Here is a 17,203-nt window from a genome sequence, read left to right on the forward strand (position 1 = left end):
CGAGTTACGCCACCTCGACGGGCAGCTCTTTCGCATTCCGCGTCGACCAAACCGCCCTAGCGGCAACGCAATTGCCGACGATCAGCAACAGAAACGGCACCGCGTACATGGTCGCACCGGTCATCGTGAGCCGTGCGGTCCACCGCGGGTCATACGAATCCGCCGACGCATTCAACACATCATCGAACCCCGCCACCCCATAGAACAACGCCACCACCGAAAGCAACGCAAGCCCCCCAATCGCGACCACCGCTCCCCCACGCCCCCGCCCGAGCATCGCCGACCCCAACCCCGCCACCACCATCCCCGGAATGAACAACCCGGCCCCCAACAACATCACGAACGACCACCACCCAGCAATGTCGTCAGCCATCGACCCCGGGTAATTCCGACTGATCACCCAGGTAGCCCCCACCGACACAACCGCAAACCCCACCGGAGCCACCACCATCCCCACCACCCACACCCGAGCTCGCTGCATCCGCCGAGCATCCCACAACGCGACCAACCCACGCATTGGACTGTGGCCGCGATTGATCACCGCAACCACAGCCGTGAGCAAAGTGCCCCGCGCGCAACGAAACAGCAGATTTTTCCGAGCACCGGCGCTCGGCTACGCTGGGCGTACCTCCAGCTCAGGGGCGGTACGGACATAGCTGGTCCGATCCGTATCGCGCCGAGAAGGGAGGTGGTGGGTATGGCGAAGCATCGCCGGAGGAAGCAGGATACCCCGGTCGACTACGGCGCAATCCTTAGCGGGGTTGCCGTGATCGCCGGGGCTATCGTGCTGGTCCGCCGAGTGTGGGCTAGGTAGTCCCATCAGGGTAGGGCGTCGGTGCAACGGCGTCCTACCCGCTCGACATCACTTGCGTGATAGTTCGATGCTACTTGACATCTCCCGTCGGGAATAGTCGAACACAAGCCGACGCCCCCAACTATGACAAAAGCCCTCCCCGGCGAACCGGAAAGGGCCTCTGACCTGGAGCCGCCTGGGGGAATCGAACCCCCGACCTTTTCATTACGAGTGAAGCGCTCTACCGACTGAGCTAAGGCGGCGTGCCGTTCAGGCGACGCGAGTCTATCGCGGGAATGGGTGGAACGCGAAAACGGGTGGTCAGGGGGTGCGGGCGGTGATGAGGGTGGCGACCATGGCGGCTATGGCGAAGCGGGGTTTGACGTTGCGGTCGAGGGCTTCTCGGCAGGCCAGGACGGCGTTGATGCTGCGGAGGAGGCCTTCGGGGCGGACGTTGGTGGCCAGGTCGGTGATTTCGGCGGACATGTCGGGGTGGGTGAGGGTGATGGGGGTGCCTCGGCCGGCGAAGCGCATGGCCAGGGCGTCGCGGTACATGCCTGCGATGTCGATGAGGGCGCGGTCGAGGGCGTCGCGGCCGGTGCGGGTGGCGCGGGATTTCTGGCGCTTTTCCAGGTCTTTGAGGACGCCGGCCGAGCCTCGGGTGGCGGTGCCCGCGCCCTTGCCGGTGCCGCCCGCGCCGAGGGCGGTGGCCAGTTCGTCGCGTTCGCGGTCGTCGCGGTCGGCGCTCATGAGTTTGGCTTCGTCGTCGGCGGACTTCACCAGTTCGTCGGCGGCGAGGTAGGCGGCGCCGGGGCGCTCGGTGGCGGTGACCAGGGCCAGGGCGCGCTTGCGGCGTTGGCGGGCGTCCTCGTCGGTGGCCAGGCGCCGCGCCCGGCCGACGTGGCCGCCGCTGATCGAGGCGGCCCAGTCGGCGGTTTTCGCGTCGAGCTGGTCGCGGTCGCGCAGGACCTGGGCGATGGCGGGGACGGTGGGGGTGACGAGGTGGACGTGGCGGCAGCGCGAGCGCAGGGTGACCGAGATGTCCTCGGGGTCGACGGTGGGGGCGCACAGCAGGAACACGGTGCGGTCCGGCGGCTCCTCGACCACCTTGAGCAGGGCGTTCGCCGCGCCCTCGGTGAGGCGATCGGCATCCTCGACCACCACGACCTGCCAGCGGCCAGTGCTCGGACGCCGCGCGGCGATCTGCACGATCGCGCGCATCTCCTTGGTGCTGATGCTCAGACCCTCGGGGATGATCCGGCGCACGTCACCGTGGGTGCCCGCCATCGTGGTGGTGCAGGCGTGGCACTGTCCGCAACCGACGACGTCGGGATCGGTGCACTGCAACGCCGCCGCGAAACACAGCGCCGCCACCGACCGACCCGAACCGGGCGGCCCCGTGAACAGCCACGAATGCGTCATCGCCCCGGTGACCACCCCGGCCCGCGCCGCGGTGGCGGCAGCGGCCAGTTCGGTCTCGACCACGTCCTGGCCGACCAGTCGATCGAAGACACCTGCCACGCGCTACACCCTAGTCGCGGGGTCCGACACGTTCGACGGACGGCCGGTCACGCAGCGCCGGTGCGTGGTCAGCTCGGCATCGCGCCGACCATGCGCTCCACGACGCTGGTCAGCGTCAGCGAACAAGCTCACACGCGAAGCCGACCGGGGTCCGACATGAATCCCCGAGCGGCCGACACCTTCGGAACAACCGAGGTGTCGACGCCAGGGGAAAGCGCCGATCAATCCTCTTCGGTACCAGTGGTTTTCGCGGCGGCCTTCTTGGCCGGAGCCTTCTTGGCCGCCGTCTTCTTCGCGGCAGTCGTCTTCTTGGCAGCGGTCTTGGTGGCCGTCTTGGTCGCGGTCTTGGTCGCTGTCGACTTCGCCGCCGTCTTCTTGGCGGGCGCCTTCTTGGCCGCCTTCTTCGCCGTGGTCTTCTTCGCCGCCTTCTTCACCGGACCACGCGCCCGACGATCGGCCAGCAGCTCCGAGGCGCGCTCGTCGGTGATCGACTCGACCTCGTCGCCCTTGCGCAGGCTCGCGTTGGTCTCACCATCGGTGACATACGGACCGAAGCGACCGTCCTTGATCACCATCGGCTTGTCGGTGGCGGAGTCCTTGCCGAGTTCACGCAGCGGTGCCGCGGCGGCCGCCTGACGACCGCGACGCTTGGGCTCGGCGTAGAGCTTCAGCGCCTCCTCGAGGGTGACCGAGAACAGCTGATCCTCGGTCGCCAGCGAACGAGAGTCGGTGCCCTTCTTCAGGTAGGGGCCGTAGCGCCCGTTCTGCGCGGTGATCTCCTCGCCCGACGCGGGGTCGTTGCCGACCACGCGGGGCAGCGAGAGCAGCATCAGCGCGTCGTCGAGGGTGATCTCGGCCAGGTCCATCGACTTGAACAGCGAACCGGTGCGCGGCTTGACCTCGGCCGCCTTCTTGGTCTTCTTCGCCGGTGCGGCATCGGGCTCGGGCGCGGGCGGCTCGGGCAGGATCTCGGTCACATACGGACCGAAACGCCCTTCCTTGGCGACGATTTCGTTGCCGGACACCGGATCGATGCCGAGCGAACGACCCTCCTGCGGCGTCGAGAACAGCTTCTCGGCGACCTCGGGTGTCAGTTCGTCCGGCGGCAGATCGTCGGGCAGATTCGCCCGCTGCGAGATCCGATCCCCTTCGGGGTCATCGGGATTGATGATCATCCGCTCGAGATACGGACCGAAGCGGCCGACGCGGACCACCACATCGCGGCCCTCTTCGTCGACGAACATCTTGATCGAGTTCACTTCGCGCGCGTCGATGTCGTCGAGCTGCACGGAGACCATCTTCTTCAGGCCACCCGAACGCGCGACCGAACCCTCCGCGCCGGACTCGCCACCGAAGTAGAAGCTGGACAACCAGTTTCCGCGCTGCTCGCGCCCACCGGCGATCGCGTCGAGATCGTCCTCCATCGCGGCGGTGAAGTCGAAGTCGACGAGCCGACCGAAGTACGCCTCGAGCAGACCGACCACCGCGAACGCCACCCACGCCGGGGCCAACGCGCTGCCGCGCTTGTAGACGTAACCGCGGTCGAGGATCGTCTTGATGATCGAGGAGTAGGTCGACGGACGGCCGATGCCGAGGTCTTCCAGCGTCTTGATCAGCGAGGCTTCGGTGTAGCGGGCGGGCGGGTTGGTGCTGTGGCCGTCGGGGGTGAGTTCGACGGCGGTGACGCTCTGGCCCTGTTCCAGTGCGGGCAAACGGGATTCGGCGTCGTCGGACTGGCCGCCGGCCTCCTCGTCGACACTTTCGACATAGGCCTTGAGGAAGCCCGCGAAGGTGATGGTGCGACCCGAGGACGAGAACACGCACTCCTCGCCGGTCCCCGCGGTGCCGGTGATGCGCAGCGTCAGGGTGGTGCCGCGCGCGTCGACCATCTGGGAGGCGACCGTGCGCTGCCAGATCATCTCGTAGAGCTTGAACTCGTCGTTGTCGACCTTGGACGCCAACTGGCCCGGCGTCATGAACGTGTCACCCGAGGGACGGATCGCCTCGTGTGCCTCCTGCGCGTTCTTGACCTTGCGGGTGTACTGGCGCGGCGAGGGCGAGACGTACTCCGCACCGTAGAGCTGGGTCGCCTGCGAACGGGCCGCGGCGATCGCCGACTCCGACAGCGTCGTGGAGTCGGTACGCATGTAGGTGATGTAGCCGTTTTCGTAGAGCCGCTGGGCGACCCGCATCGTGCGCTCGGAGGTGAACCGCAGCTTGCGGCCCGCTTCCTGCTGCAACGTCGAGGTCATGAACGGCGGATACGGCTTGCGCGTGTACGGCTTGGCCTCGGCCGAGCTCACCTCGAGGGCGGCGCCGTCGAGCGCCTCGGCCAGTCGGCGGGCGTAGGCCTCGTCGAGCACAACCACACCGCTCGACGACTTGAGCTGCCCGTCGGAACCGAAGTCGCGACCGGAGGCGACGCGGTCGCCGGAGACCTGCACCAGGCGCGCGCCGAACGTGCGCGGGTTGGTGGAGTCGGATTTCTCGTCGGGGCCCGCGTCGAGCTTGGCGGCGATGTCCCAGTACTCGGCCGAGCGGAACGCGATGCGCTCGCGTTCGCGCTGCACGATCACCCGGGTGGCGACGGACTGCACGCGACCGGCGGACAGCCGCGGCATGACCTTCTTCCACAGCACCGGGGAGACCTCGTAGCCGTAGAGGCGGTCCAGGATGCGGCGGGTTTCCTGCGCGTCGACCAGATCGTTGTCGAGTTCGCGCGTGTCGGCGGCGGCGGCGAGGATGGCCGGCTCGGTGATCTCGTGGAAGACCATCCGGCGGACCGGGACCTTCGGCTTGAGCGTTTCGAGCAGGTGCCAGGCGATGGCCTCGCCCTCGCGGTCGGGGTCGGTGGCGAGGTAGAGCTCGTCGGCGTCGGCCAGCAGGCTCTTGAGCTCGGCGACCTTGGCCTTCTTATCCGGGTTCACCACGTAGATCGGCTCGAAGTCGTGATCGACGTCGACTCCGAGGCGGGCCCACGGCTGGCCCTTGTACTTGGCGGGCACGTCGGCGGCGCCGCGCGGCAAGTCGCGGATGTGACCGACGGAGGCCTCGACCGTGTAGTTACGACCCAGGTAGGGCGCGATCTTGCGGGCCTTGGTCGGCGACTCGACGATCACGAGACGACGCAGGGGTCGGCCCTGGTCGGCTGAACTGCGGTCTCGTGTTGCCACCGGCGAACACCTTCCTTCTAGATCCGCGCGTCGGGAGGTCCGCTCGGTGCGCGGCTGGGGCAGATGACGACGTTCTGACATCGCCACCAGTGACGTTTATACCCTGCGCACGTGGGTACAAGCTGCGCACTCGGCGGCTGGCGCTGCGGGTTCTCGGCCTCGACAACGTCAACTCGGGCGATGCTACCCGGAAACACCTCGTCCCCCACCTCCGCATGCGGGGGTGGGGGACGAGGTGTCGTTGTGTTTCGCAGCTCAGGAGAGCGCGCGAACGCCGGTGGCCTGCGGGCCCTTGGTGCCCTGGCCGACCTCGAACTCGACCTTCTGATTCTCCTCGAGGGTACGGAAGCCCGTGCCCTGGATCTCCGAGTAGTGGACGAAGACGTCAGCTGAGCCGTCCTCGGGCGCGATGAAGCCGAACCCCTTCTCCGCGTTGAACCACTTCACAGTTCCCTGTGCCATTCTGTTTCCTTCTCTTTCTACCGGAATCGGCGGACAACTGGGTTCGTCCACCGGGCCCGTTCCGAGCGCTGTACTGTTGGTCCCCCTGCAAGGAAATCCTGAGCACGGCGTTCGCAACAACGATCCTGCTGATGGTTTGGACCTTGGATCCGTCCCTCGAACACAGAAGCTTGCGACCGAGACCAAGTGAACCATGTCTCTGAGCAATTCAACAGTCGAGTTACCGACTATTTGCAAAATTCCCGATCTTGCGAATGTGCAGGTAAGGGACAGATTGGGTGTATCCATACTTTTGGTCTGTTTGCTTGAGGATAACCGAGTGAGCTTCTAGCAAACGTGCTGTGACCCAGATCGCTACTGGGTTACGAAATCCCAGGTAGTGGTTGTTGCACACACACGTTTCACACTTGGCGTGTCGTGTGAGAGGAGGACTGGATGAATCCGACAGACCGGACGGAGCTCCGAAGCCCCGAAACGGGTGAGAGCTACGGTCGATCGTTGCTGAATCGTGTCCTCATCGAGGCGGCCGCGGGCGGCGACCCGCTGACCCACGTCGCGGAGCTCCCCGCCCAGCCCGCACGCACCACCTCGTGGCCTGCCTGGGTGCCATCGGAGCTGGTCACAGCCCTGGACGCACAGGACATCACCGCGCCGTGGGAACACCAGACCCGCACGGCCGACCTCGCCGCGACCGGTCACCACGTGGTCGTGAGCACGGGAACGGCCTCGGGGAAGTCGCTCGGATACCAGTTGCCCGTGCTCACGGCCCTGCACGAGGACCCACGCGCGACCGCGCTGTACCTGTCCCCCACCAAGGCCCTCGGCGCCGACCAGTTGCGGGCCGTCGGCGGCCTGATTCACGACAATCCCCTGCGTGAGGCCCATCCGGCGAGCTACGACGGCGATACGCCCGCCGAGATCAGGCAGTGGGTGCGGGCCAACGCGCGCTGGATCTTCACCAACCCGGACATGCTGCACGTGGGGATTCTGCGGTCACATCAGCGGTGGGCGCGGGTGCTGCGCAATCTTCGCTACGTGGTGGTCGACGAGTGCCACGCGTACCGGGGCGTGTTCGGGTCGCATGTCGCGCTGGTACTGCGCAGGTTGCGAAGATTGGCCCGGTTCTACGGCGCCGACCCGGTCTTCATCCTGTGCTCGGCGACCAGCGCGGACCCGGCCTCCTCGGCGAGCAGGCTCATCGGGGTGCCGGTGGTCGCGGTGACCGAGGACGGTTCGCCGCGTGGCGCCCGCACGGTCGCGCTGTGGGAACCGCCGCTCAGTGCCGCGCTGACCGGGGAGAACGGCGCGCCGGTGCGGCGCACGGCGACCAGCGAGGCGGCCAAGATCATGGCCGCGCTGGTGCGCGAGGGCGCGCGGACGCTGACCTTCGTACGCTCCCGGCGTGGTGCCGAACTGATCGCGCTCGATGCCCGGCGGGTGCTCGCCGAAACCGCGCCTGAGCTGCGGGAACGGGTGGCCGCGTATCGGGCGGGATATCTGGCCGAGGACCGGCGCGAGCTCGAACAGTCGCTGTCGGAGGGCAGGTTGCTCGGTGCGGCCAGCACCAACGCGCTCGAGCTCGGCGTCGACATCGCGGGGCTGGATGCCGTGGTCATCGCGGGTTTTCCGGGGACGGTCGCCTCGTTCTGGCAGCAGGCCGGGCGCGCGGGGCGGCGTTCGCAGGGCTCGCTGGTGGTGCTGGTGGCAACCGACGATCCGCTCGACACCTACCTGGTGCATCACCCCGAAGCGCTGCTCGACCGGCCGATCGAGGCCACCATCACCGACCCGTACAACCCCTATATCCTCGGCCCCCAGCTGCTCTGCGCGGCGATGGAATTGCCACTCACCGAGGCCGAGGTCGGCGAGCTGCGAGCCGAGGAAGTACTGGCTGACCTGGCCGAACAGGGGCTGATTCGGCGCAGGCCCGGCAGTCGGGGCGATCGTTGGCACGTCACCGCGCACACCCATCCGCACGACGATGTCGACGTCAGGGGTGGGCTCGGGTCGCCGATCGCCATCGTCGACGCCGAAACCGGGCGGCTGCTCGGCACCGCCGACGCGGGACGCGCGCCGGCCACGCTGCACACGGGCGCGGTGCACCTGCACCAGGGCGAGACCTATCTGGTGGACGAACTCGACCTCGACGGTGGGGTCGCGTTCGTCAACGAGGTGGATCCGGGGTTCACGACCAGTTCACGACAGATCACCTCGATCTCGGTCGAAGGGGTGCTCGCCGAGCGCCCCTTCGGTGCGGTGACTGCCGCATCGGCGCAGGTCGCGGTCACCAACCAGGTCATCGGCTACCTGCGCACGCTGGTCACCGGCGAGGTGCTCGACCAGGTGGAACTCGATCTGCCCGCGCACACCCTGCACACCAAGGCTGTCCTCTATACCGTCACGCCCGGTCTCCTCGCCGCCGCCGGGATCACCGACGAGCAGCTGCCCGGCGCGCTGCACGCGGCCGAACACGCCGCCATCGGCATGTTGCCGCTGGTCGCGGGGTGCGACCGGTGGGACATCGGCGGTGTCTCCATCGCCGAACACCCCGACACCGGGGCGCCGACGGTGTTCGTCTACGACGGTCAGCCCGGTGGTGCGGGGTTCTCCGAACGTGGATTCGCCCAGCTCAGCGACTGGTTGGCGGCCACGTTGAGCGTGATTCGCAGCTGCGCGTGCCAGGACGGGTGCCCGTCCTGCGTGCAGTCACCCAAGTGTGGAAATGGCAATAACCCCCTCGACAAGGACGCCGCCGGGCGCCTGCTCGCGGCGGTCCTCGGTGAACTGCGCGACCACGCTGCGGATTCGTGATGCGGGCGCGTCCGCGGTGTGACCGGCGATATACCTCGCTCGGCGAATGCTGGTCACTTGTCCGAATTCTCGTTGACCAGCGAGGATATGTTCCCGTCGGCACGGTTTCTGATTAAAAAGGATTTCCTTTATATTAACTGGCACATTGCCAATGGATCCCGCACTGTCGGCTACATCATTTTTTTCATTTTTTTCTCAGGTCATTCAAAGAATGCGCTGGAAATGCCGCAAACGGGGTTCCGGTAAATTCGAATTGGTTCGATGCGGAACAACCACTGACCAGTGATAAGCCGCGCGCATCACCCATTCTCATCCACCGGTCCCGCCCGAGCCGACGCGCGCACCGTGCGTTCGCCGAGGACTCCGACCGAGACACGCGCCTGCACCTCGACCAGCGCGTCCCACTGCTCCACCGCACACCGTCGCACCGTCGCCCCCATCCGCCGCGCCACCTCGGTCGCCTCCGCGCACCCCACCTCGGCGCCCTCCACCAGCGCGCCCGCCGCGGCCAACGCCCCCAGATCAGCGGCGCCCTGCGCCCGATGCCGAGCCGCCACCACCCCGCCGACCTGCCCGATCAACAACGTCAAACAGATCAACCCCGCCAGCGCCACACACACGAACACCGTGGCACCACCGCCATCGCCCGCCAGTTCGCCGCGGCACACCGGCATACGCCTGCTCCACACGCCGGCCCGCACCTTCCCCATCGCACCTTGCCATCCGAGCCGCGTGTCCTCCCGCGCCAGCCCTGGCGCACCTTGTCGCCCGAGTCGTGTGCGGAGCAGCGCCTGCACCTTGGTGCTTTGCTGCCTGCGCGGTGTGTCGGCTCGCGGCTGCGCCATCATCGCGCACCGCCGCCTGGACTGCGTGCTGTGCCACATCTGCACTACCTCGCGTTCCGCTCGTGCCCGGGTGTTCGCGGATGTAGTCGCCATGTCACCGTCGGCTGCGGTCGGGTCGTCATCGGGGGCGGACTCCTGGTTCGGTGGCGGCCACGGCTTCGGCGCGCAGGCGGAGGCCGGGGAGGAGTGGGGTGGTCGCGGTGACGGTGGCTACTACTCTGTCGCCTTCGGTGCGCAGGTCGACTGTCGCGCCGGCGGGGGCGACGGTGCGGCCCGCGGTGACGGCGTTGGTGGTGTCGCCGCGGGCGGCGAGGCGGGCGGTTTCGCGGGCCGCGTCGACGCAGCGGACCTGGGTGACCGCCGCGAACAGGGCGCCGATGCACAGGGCGATGGCGCAGACCAGGGCGGCCAGGGCGATGGCGGCCTCGACCGTCACCGCGCCCGTGTCGTCGACCAGGGTGTTCGTGCTGCCGACGGCTACACGCTGGTGTTGAGCGCCTTGTCGATGATGCCGGTCAGGGCGTTGACGATGCTGTCGCCGGTCACCACCCCGTAGAGCACGGCCCCGAACGCGGCCGCGGCGATCGTGCCGATCGCGTACTCCGCGGTCGACATTCCGTCGTCGGCGACCATCAGGCGCAGGAGTCGGGCGCGGGCCTCCATATATACGGTGCGCAGTGTCATCGTGATCCCCTCTCTGGTTGCACCGGGCGGCTGGTCCGCGCGGTGAAATCTCGGTGGCCTCGTCGAGGCCGGTCACAGCAGCCCACCGCCGCCGAGCACGTTGTCCGCGAGGCCGATGACGACCGGGACGATGCCGAGGCAGACGAAAGCGGGCAGAAAACACAGGCCGAGCGGTCCGCCGATCAGGACGCCCGCCCGTTCGGCGCGGGCGATGGCCGCGTCCTCGACGGCTTCGCGGCGCTGTGTGGCGAGCTCGCCGACCGCCGTGGCCAGCGACGCGCCCGAGCGTGCGGAACGGCGCGCCATCCTGGCCAGTGATTCGACCTCGTCGGCACCGGCCGTCCCGACGGCGTCCGCGGCCGCGCGCTCCCACGCGGTCGCGGCGTCGGCGCCGAGCGCGAGTAGGTCCGCGGCTCTGAGCAGTGCGGAGCGCAGGACCGGCGGTGCAGTCGGCGCGCAGGCCCGCGCGGCGGCGGCCATCGGGAGTCCCGCCCGGAGGCAGGCGGCCAGCAGGTCGAACGCGGACGCCGACCCGAGGGGATCGGCCTTCGCGGTCCCGCTGTTCTCCTCTCTATGTCCCGCCGGCGCGGGACGGAGTGCGCGCATCCGTCGACTCACGGCCACCCGGCCTGGAAGCAAGGCGATCGCGACCGCCGCGAACAACAGCGCCACCGGTGTTCCACCAACCATGTCCTGCACGGCAATCCCCTCCTGGAAGTTCGATCCACAGCTCTCCACAAGCCCCGACCCGCCCACGCTCCGCTCGGGTAATCCGCCCGGATTCAGGCGGTGCTCTTTCGGGTGATGACATCTGTCCACAGCAGTCCACAGCAGGCGAGGGCCGCGCCCAGTGGGAGGAGGAGCTCGCCTGCGGGGGTACCGAACAGGATGGTGAGTGGGGCGGCACCCATCAGTTGGCCCAGGGCGATGCCCACCAGGGGGAGGCCTGCCAGGACGGTGGCCGAGGCTCGGGCGCCTGCCAGGGCTGCCTCGGTGCGGTCGCGGAAGCGGATGCGGCCGAGGAGGTCGGTTCTGGCGGCGGCGAGCAGTTCGGCAAGCGCCAGGCCGTGGTCCTCGGCGACCCGCCAGGCCGCGGCGATTCGCGAGAGTTCCTCGGCGACAATCGAATCCGGTTGGATCCAGCCGTCCGCGCCGGACCCGCCCAGGCGGCTGCGGCCCGCGCTGATCGCGAGGATCCTGGCGGCCTCGCCGCGCGACTCACCCGCCGCCGATTCGGCGGCCGCGCTCGGATGCGCGCCGACGCGGAGCTCGCCGACCACCGCTTCCAGGCCCGCGAGCAGGTATCCGCATTCGCGCCGTCGATCGCGGTCGGCCCGGCCACGCCGCCTGCGCACCCCCACCGTGACCCCCACCATGACCGCCGCCAGCCCGACCCCCGGACCGAGCGCGAACGCCGCACACCCCACCGCGATCCCCACACACCACTCCACAGGCACCCGCCGACGCGCACGCCGCCGCCCGGCGCCGAACAGCCGAGTGAATCGCCGCTGCCCACCGGCCGCCGGAACCACCAGCACCGCGATCGCACAGCACAGCAACGCACTACCCACGAACCCACCTCCCTCGAATCCGCCGACCGCTCGCCCGTCCCCTGTCTCGCCAACCCCGAACCGAAACCCGCCACCGAGCTGCGGGGGGAAGGCGGGGGTTCGTTCATGTGAGGCGGGCTTTCAGGAGGTGGGCGAGGTCGGGGGCGGCGGGGGTGGGTTGGGGGTCGGAGCGCCAGGCGGGGGTGATGTGGACGCCGGTGGGGTCGCGGTGGAGGACGCCTATTTCGCGGAGGGCTCGGGTGCCGTCGGCGCGGCGGTGGACGTGCAGGACCACCTGGACGGCGGCGGCCAACTGGCTGTGCAGGGCGGCGCGGTCCATGCCGCCGAGGGCGGCGAGGGCTTCCAGGCGGGCGGGGACTTCCTGGGGAGAGTTGGCGTGCACGGTGCCCGCGCCGCCGTCGTGGCCGGTGTTGAGGGCGGTGAGCAGGTCCACCACTTCGGCGCCGCGGACCTCACCGACGACGATGCGGTCGGGGCGCATACGCAGGGCCTGGCGGACCAGGTCGCGGACGGTGACGGCGCCGACGCCTTCGACGTTCGCGGTGCGGGCGACGAGGCGGACGACATGCGGGTGGACGGGTGCCAGCTCGGCGGCGTCCTCGACGCAGATGATGCGTTCGGCCGGGTCGACCGCGGCGAGCAACGCCGACAGCAGCGTGGTCTTTCCCGCGCCAGTGCCGCCGACGACGAGGAAGGCGAGGCGGGCGCGGACGATGTCGGCGAGTAGGCGGCGGGCCTCCGGGGTGATCGAGCCGGCGGCGGTGAGCGCGTCCAATCCCTGGGTGGCGGGGCGCAGGATGCGCAGGGACAGGCAGGTGCCGTCGTGGGCGACCGGCGCGAGGACCGCGTGCAGGCGCACACCGAAGGCGTCGCCGAGGGTGGCTTCGGTGCCGGCGAGTTTGCCGTCGACCCAGGGTTGGGCATCGTCGAGTCGTCGGCCCGCCGCCAACGCCAGGCGCTGGGCGAGGCGGCGGACCGCGGCTTCGTCGGCGAAGCGCACATCGGTCAGTTCTAGGCCGTGGCCACGATCGACCCACACCGAATTCGGGTCCGTGACCAGCACATCGGCGACCCGTGGATCGTGCAGCAGCGGCTCGAGCAGTCCGGCGCCGGTCATCTCGGTCTGTAGCAGGCGCAGCGCCCGCAGCAGATCGGTATCGGCGAGCACCCCACCCGCTTCGGCCCGGATCGCCGCGGCGAGCTGTGCGGCATCGGGCACACCGGGATGCTCGGCCAGCCGTTCTCGCACCCGCTCGAGGAGGTCGACGGTCACGAAGGTGGTCATGGGGTGCCCTTTCCTTCCAGCGCGGGGACGGCACGGCGCGAGTCGATGCGTTCGGGGAAGCGGCGGCGAGAGCACGCGGGGCGACCGCGGCGGACGGGAACATTCACGCGGAATCAGCTCCGACCATCGCGAGGACGGCGTCGGCGGCATCGCGGAGGGGGCCTCGCCGGCGGACGTTCAGGCCACCGCGTTCGAGGCGGGACGCGAGGCCGGCTTGGCCGCGAACCGCTGCCAGGAGCGGAAGGCCGAGGAGTTCGGCCACCTCGGCGCCGCGAAGTCCGCCGGGGGCCGGACCGCGAACTATCAAGCCGCGATTGGGGTTTCGTTCGCCGAGGTAGGCGGAGACGACCTCGGCCGCGGCGATCGAGCGCAGCCGTGCCGGGACGATGAGCACGACCAGGTCGGCGGCGTCGAGCATGGCGTCAGCGGCGGGACCGCGCTCCGAGGAGACATCGCACACCACGAGATCGCCTGCGGTGCGGCCCGATTCGATCACCGCGCGCACAGCGGCGGGCGAGAGTTCGGCAGCCGCACCCACCGCCCTGCTTCGCGCAGCCGGAGAATCAGACTCGGCGCGCTCGAAGCCGGCCCTCCCACCGACCTGGCTCATCGCGTCGCCGGCACCTCGGTCCAGGGCTGCTTGCGAATGCCCCGGAGACCCACGACTCGCGCGACCCGGTCGTATCGCCGAATTATCCGATACACCAACCTGATTCGCGTCAGTAGCCCCGAGCGCAGAACCTCCACGACCGGAGAACTCAGCCGCCCCTCCCCCGGAAAGCGCTCGCCCACAAGACAACACCGCCAATCCGGGCGCACCGGCGGGCAGCGCATTGTGCAGCGCGGCGGCCGACACCCGCCCGTCCTGAATCACCAGGTCTGGCCATCGCAGCCCGGGGACGTTCTCCATCCCCAACACCAGATCGATACCGCCGTCGAGCGGAGCGCCGTCGATCAACACGGTGTCGCGCCGAACCCGCCGTGCGGCTCCGCGCAGCGCGGTGGCGGCCGCGAGCGTGGACGCGCCCGCTCCCCCGCCCGCCCCGACCACCGCGATCACGACCCCCTCCCCGGTTCGCGATTCGGCGTGCTCGGCGAACTGTTCGACCAGCGCGACGGCCTCGACCGGCAGGGCGACGACCCGCTCGGCCCCGACCGCGGTGGCGGCTTGCCAGTCGGCGACGGCGGGTTCACCCTCGGTGACCAGCACGATCCCGGCCCGCCGCGGACAACCCGCCGCGGCGGCCGCGAGGGCGGCGGCGGTATCGAGGATGACCATCCCGGCCCCGGACCACGCGTGCCTGCCGACGGGCATCACCCGCTCGTGGGTGACGCGTTCGGCGGCCGCGGCCACTCGGCGCACCTCGGCACGTAAGCGTTCGTCTCGGACGAGCACCAGGGCGGGCGCGTGCGGTGGGAGTGCGACGGGGCTGAGGTTCATGGGTCTCAGCGTTGCCGAGCGATGGGGTTGTCAACAGCGCGAGAACGGCGATTGTGGATAACTCGGGGGTGTGGAGAACTTTTTCGATCGTCCCGGAAATAGAGGACGGCCCCAGCCGGGGGGGAGGAGGCTGGGGCCGTCGGGTTCAGCCCCGGGGGGTCGGGCTGAACGCGCCTGGAACAAGTCCAGGTGCCAGCAATACTACACCCACCCCCCGCCGCGGGCGCAAGTAGCGTTAGCCGACATTCTTCGGCGATTCACGTGCTCCGGCGTCCGCGCGGCAAACCCTTTTCCATGGTCCGGGCGGCTGTTCCTGCGGCGCGCTCGGTAGGTGCCTATTCTGTTGGCGTGACGTCAGAACGCGACCAGACCTCGCCTGCGGACTCAAGACTCGGCTCCGTCGGCCGCGCCCCGGCGCCGGGCGGACGAGTCGCGGCGTTCTTCGATCTCGACAAAACGGTGATCGCGAAGTCGAGCGCGTTCGTGTTCAGCAAACCCTTCTACGCGCAGGGTCTGCTCAACCGCAGGGCCGTCCTGGAGAGCAGCTACGCGCACTTTTTGTTCCTGCTTTCCGGGGCCGATCACGACCAGATGGAAAAGATGCGGGCAAACCTGGCGAACATGTGCGCCGGCTGGGACGTGGCGCAGGTGAAATCCATTGTGGCCGAGACACTGCACGATCTGGTCGACCCGCTGATCTACGCCGAGGCCGCCGACCTGATCGCCGATCACAAGATCCGCGGCCACGATGTGGTGATCGTCTCGGCCTCCGGCGAGGAGATCGTGAGTCCGATCGCCGAGGTGCTCGGGGCCTCACACACCGAGGCGACCCGGATGGTGGTGCGCGACGGCAAGTACACCGGTGATATCGAGTTCTACTGCTACGGCGAGGGCAAGGTCTCGGCGATCGAGAAGTTGGCCGCCGCAGAGGGTTACGACCTGTCCAAGTGCTACGCGTATTCCGATTCGGTGACCGATGTGCCGATGCTGGCCGCCGTGGGCCATCCGACCGCGGTGAACCCGGACCGCGCGTTGCGCAAGGAGGCCGCCGCGCGCGGTTGGCCGGTGCTCGCGTTCTCGAATCCGGTGTCGCTGTGGTCGCGCTTCGGGGCGCCGTCGACCACCACGGTCGCCGCCACCGCGGCCGTCGGACTGAGCGCGATCATCGCGGGCGCGATCAGCTACCGACTGTTGCGCAAACGCGGCTGACCCAGCACGAAACACCGAGTGACACGCCGATTTCCCCGAGATTCGGTAATGCCCGGGAAACCCTTGATGTGAGTGCCGTCACAGTGTAAGAATGGAGACACGGAAGGACGGAAGGCCAAGACGGAGCCGGAAGAGAAGGTTTCGCCTCCCATCCCACCCTTCCCAGCACGGACGCCAGGCACCCACGCGGAGCACGCCGCGACGAGGCCGAAAGAGTTGTGGGCCTGCGAAATCCGAGCCGACGTCGGCGAACGCCTCGCACAGGTTGCGGGGATGAACCGGCGAGGTTGGGATGGTCGCCGAGGCCACCGAACACAACCCATCCAGCACGCTTGGTAACCAGGTGTTCCGTGCTAGCGGGCGGTGAGGTCGAGCAATCGACAACGCCGCCCGTTTCGATGTGCACACCAGCGGCACTAGCCGCCTACGACACAGAGTCGGCGATGGAGTTCGCTTCGCGGGCGCCGTCTTCCAGCGCACCCGAGCAGAACAGCACCCAGCCGCCCACACCCTCGACCGTGCCCATTCCGAATCCGGCGGCCGCGTCGAGGTAGGCCTGACGCCGACGCAACCAGAACACCTCCGGCACGCCGAGGCTGCGCGGATCCAACCCGCTGGCCACCGCGACCAACCGCGAGGCGCCCCGCGCGACAACGCCGTCGGCCGTGCCGAACGGGCGCAACGAGAGCAGCTCGCCGTGCACGATCGCCGCGATCACGGGGGCGGGCGCCTTGCTGGTCTGGACAGTTTGGGCGAGCAGGTCGAGCCGTTCGGCGACGCCGGGGGTGGCGCGGGGACGGCCGAGTTCCTGATCGTCGGCGACCAGGTCGGCGGCGGCGAGCAGGTGCAATCGGGCCAGGGCCTGCAGGGGTGCGCGCCGCCAGGTGCCGACGAGGTTGGTGAGCGCGTCGCCGTCGAGGGCTTGGCCCACCCGCAGCGCACCGGCCAGCACCGGGTCGCTGACCTGGCCGTCGGCGGGCAGATCGGTGCTCGCGCCCTCGATCGCCGCCGACGAGCGGGCGGCGCGGACGGCGGCTTCGGCGGCGGTGGTCGCCCAGCCGCGCCGGTTCGACTTGTGCCGGTGCACGGCCGCGAGCGCGTCGCGCGCCTTGTCGGCGGCCTCGCGCACGCCGGGCAGGTCGACCAGGGGCTGGAGCGGATCAGTCACGGCATGAGGTTACCGGGCAGTGAGTGCGGGCCCCACGAACACATGCATTCCGAGCCGGGGCGGCCAGCTGCGGTCCGGCCACGGCACCTCGGCGAGGCGTTTGGCCGCCGGCGTTCGCGCGCGGCGTCGGCGCGCTTCGAGTTCCGCGTGTCGTTCCGCATCGAGTCGATCCATCGGCGTCTCCAACCTCTGCGACCCACCACCACTTCGGACGAGCCGATATTACGCCGATGAGCTGCG

General features: G+C 69.2%; 14 protein-coding genes and 1 tRNA gene. 2 read left to right on the forward strand and 13 right to left on the reverse strand.

Features of this window, described 5'->3' with window-relative positions:
* Nucleotides 1-4 precede the first annotated feature (4 nt).
* The 5 genes from ACFP3H_RS03575 to ACFP3H_RS03595 form a co-directional block, all read right to left on the reverse strand.
* Nucleotides 5-373 (reverse strand): hypothetical protein, encoded by a 369-nt coding sequence (locus tag ACFP3H_RS03575; RefSeq protein ID WP_378599419.1) that lies wholly within the window; start codon nt 371-373, stop codon nt 5-7.
* Nucleotides 374-980: 607 nt separating this feature from the next.
* Nucleotides 981-1,056, reverse strand: a tRNA-Thr gene (locus tag ACFP3H_RS03580).
* Between the two features lie 58 nt (nt 1,057-1,114).
* Nucleotides 1,115-2,314 carry a DNA polymerase III subunit delta' gene (locus ACFP3H_RS03585; RefSeq protein ID WP_378599421.1) on the reverse strand — a complete coding sequence of 400 codons (1,200 nt, stop codon included), beginning with the start codon at nt 2,312-2,314 and terminating at the stop codon, nt 1,115-1,117.
* Nucleotides 2,315-2,535: 221 nt separating this feature from the next.
* Complete coding sequence (gene topA, locus ACFP3H_RS03590; protein WP_378599424.1) at nt 2,536-5,487, reverse strand: type I DNA topoisomerase; 2,952 nt, start codon at nt 5,485-5,487, stop codon at nt 2,536-2,538.
* A 255-nt stretch (nt 5,488-5,742) separates the two neighbouring features.
* Complete coding sequence (locus ACFP3H_RS03595) at nt 5,743-5,949, reverse strand: cold-shock protein (protein ID WP_019044597.1); 207 nt, start codon at nt 5,947-5,949, stop codon at nt 5,743-5,745.
* 435 nt (nt 5,950-6,384) lie between these two features.
* Between ACFP3H_RS03595 and ACFP3H_RS03600 the strand changes: the two genes are divergently transcribed.
* A complete protein-coding gene (locus tag ACFP3H_RS03600; RefSeq protein ID WP_378599427.1) occupies nt 6,385-8,760 on the forward strand; it encodes a DEAD/DEAH box helicase in 2,376 nt (791 codons plus the stop codon).
* A gap of 299 nt (nt 8,761-9,059) precedes the next feature.
* Here the strand turns inward: ACFP3H_RS03600 and ACFP3H_RS03605 are convergent, their stop codons facing one another.
* The 7 genes from ACFP3H_RS03605 to ssd all read right to left on the reverse strand — a co-directional run bounded on the left by ACFP3H_RS03605 (nt 9,060) and on the right by ssd (nt 14,586).
* Nucleotides 9,060-9,470 carry an Rv3654c family TadE-like protein gene (locus tag ACFP3H_RS03605; RefSeq protein WP_378599430.1) on the reverse strand — a complete coding sequence of 137 codons (411 nt, stop codon included), beginning with the start codon at nt 9,468-9,470 and terminating at the stop codon, nt 9,060-9,062.
* Nucleotides 9,471-9,723: 253 nt separating this feature from the next.
* A complete protein-coding gene (locus ACFP3H_RS03610) occupies nt 9,724-10,041 on the reverse strand; it encodes a TadE family type IV pilus minor pilin (protein ID WP_378599433.1) in 318 nt (105 codons plus the stop codon).
* A 41-nt stretch (nt 10,042-10,082) separates the two neighbouring features.
* A complete protein-coding gene (locus ACFP3H_RS03615; protein ID WP_378599672.1) occupies nt 10,083-10,268 on the reverse strand; it encodes a DUF4244 domain-containing protein in 186 nt (61 codons plus the stop codon).
* 93 nt (nt 10,269-10,361) lie between these two features.
* Complete coding sequence (locus ACFP3H_RS03620) at nt 10,362-10,979, reverse strand: type II secretion system F family protein (protein ID WP_378599436.1); 618 nt, start codon at nt 10,977-10,979, stop codon at nt 10,362-10,364.
* Between the two features lie 92 nt (nt 10,980-11,071).
* Nucleotides 11,072-11,860 carry a hypothetical protein gene (locus ACFP3H_RS03625; RefSeq protein ID WP_378599441.1) on the reverse strand — a complete coding sequence of 263 codons (789 nt, stop codon included), beginning with the start codon at nt 11,858-11,860 and terminating at the stop codon, nt 11,072-11,074.
* 103 nt (nt 11,861-11,963) lie between these two features.
* Nucleotides 11,964-13,145, reverse strand: coding sequence for a TadA family conjugal transfer-associated ATPase (locus tag ACFP3H_RS03630; RefSeq protein ID WP_378599443.1), 1,182 nt, complete (start codon nt 13,143-13,145; stop codon nt 11,964-11,966).
* A 103-nt stretch (nt 13,146-13,248) separates the two neighbouring features.
* Nucleotides 13,249-14,586, reverse strand: a complete 1,338-nt coding sequence (gene ssd, locus ACFP3H_RS03635; protein ID WP_378599446.1) for a septum site-determining protein Ssd — start codon at nt 14,584-14,586, stop codon at nt 13,249-13,251.
* Between the two features lie 294 nt (nt 14,587-14,880).
* Here ssd and ACFP3H_RS03640 point away from each other — a divergent pair, with 294 nt between their 5' ends.
* Entirely contained in the window at nt 14,881-15,795 is a 915-nt protein-coding gene (locus tag ACFP3H_RS03640) for an HAD-IB family hydrolase (RefSeq protein WP_378599449.1), read from the forward strand.
* 424 nt (nt 15,796-16,219) lie between these two features.
* Here ACFP3H_RS03640 and ACFP3H_RS03645 read toward each other — a convergent pair whose 3' ends face one another.
* Nucleotides 16,220-16,963, reverse strand: a complete 744-nt coding sequence (locus ACFP3H_RS03645) for a Fic family protein (RefSeq protein WP_378599452.1) — start codon at nt 16,961-16,963, stop codon at nt 16,220-16,222.
* Nucleotides 16,964-17,203 lie beyond the last annotated feature (240 nt).

The sequence above is a fragment of the Nocardia lasii genome (assembly GCF_042658545.1).
Taxonomy (GTDB): Bacteria; Actinomycetota; Actinomycetes; order Mycobacteriales; family Mycobacteriaceae; genus Nocardia; species Nocardia lasii.

Coding starts and splice junctions, on each gene's coding strand:
- ACFP3H_RS03575 (WP_378599419.1), bottom strand. CDS start 373: ATGGCTGACGACATTGCTGGGTGGTGGTCGTTCGTGATGTTGTTGGGG.
- ACFP3H_RS03595 (WP_019044597.1), bottom strand. CDS start 5,949: ATGGCACAGGGAACTGTGAAGTGGTTCAACGCGGAGAAGGGGTTCGGC.
- ACFP3H_RS03600 (WP_378599427.1), top strand. CDS start 6,385: ATGAATCCGACAGACCGGACGGAGCTCCGAAGCCCCGAAACGGGTGAG.
- ACFP3H_RS03605 (WP_378599430.1), bottom strand. CDS start 9,470: ATGGGGAAGGTGCGGGCCGGCGTGTGGAGCAGGCGTATGCCGGTGTGC.
- ACFP3H_RS03615 (WP_378599672.1), bottom strand. CDS start 10,268: ATGGAGGCCCGCGCCCGACTCCTGCGCCTGATGGTCGCCGACGACGGA.
- ACFP3H_RS03620 (WP_378599436.1), bottom strand. CDS start 10,979: ATGGTTGGTGGAACACCGGTGGCGCTGTTGTTCGCGGCGGTCGCGATC.
- ACFP3H_RS03630 (WP_378599443.1), bottom strand. CDS start 13,145: ATGACCACCTTCGTGACCGTCGACCTCCTCGAGCGGGTGCGAGAACGG.
- ssd (WP_378599446.1), bottom strand. CDS start 14,586: ATGAACCTCAGCCCCGTCGCACTCCCACCGCACGCGCCCGCCCTGGTG.
- ACFP3H_RS03640 (WP_378599449.1), top strand. CDS start 14,881: ATGGTCCGGGCGGCTGTTCCTGCGGCGCGCTCGGTAGGTGCCTATTCT.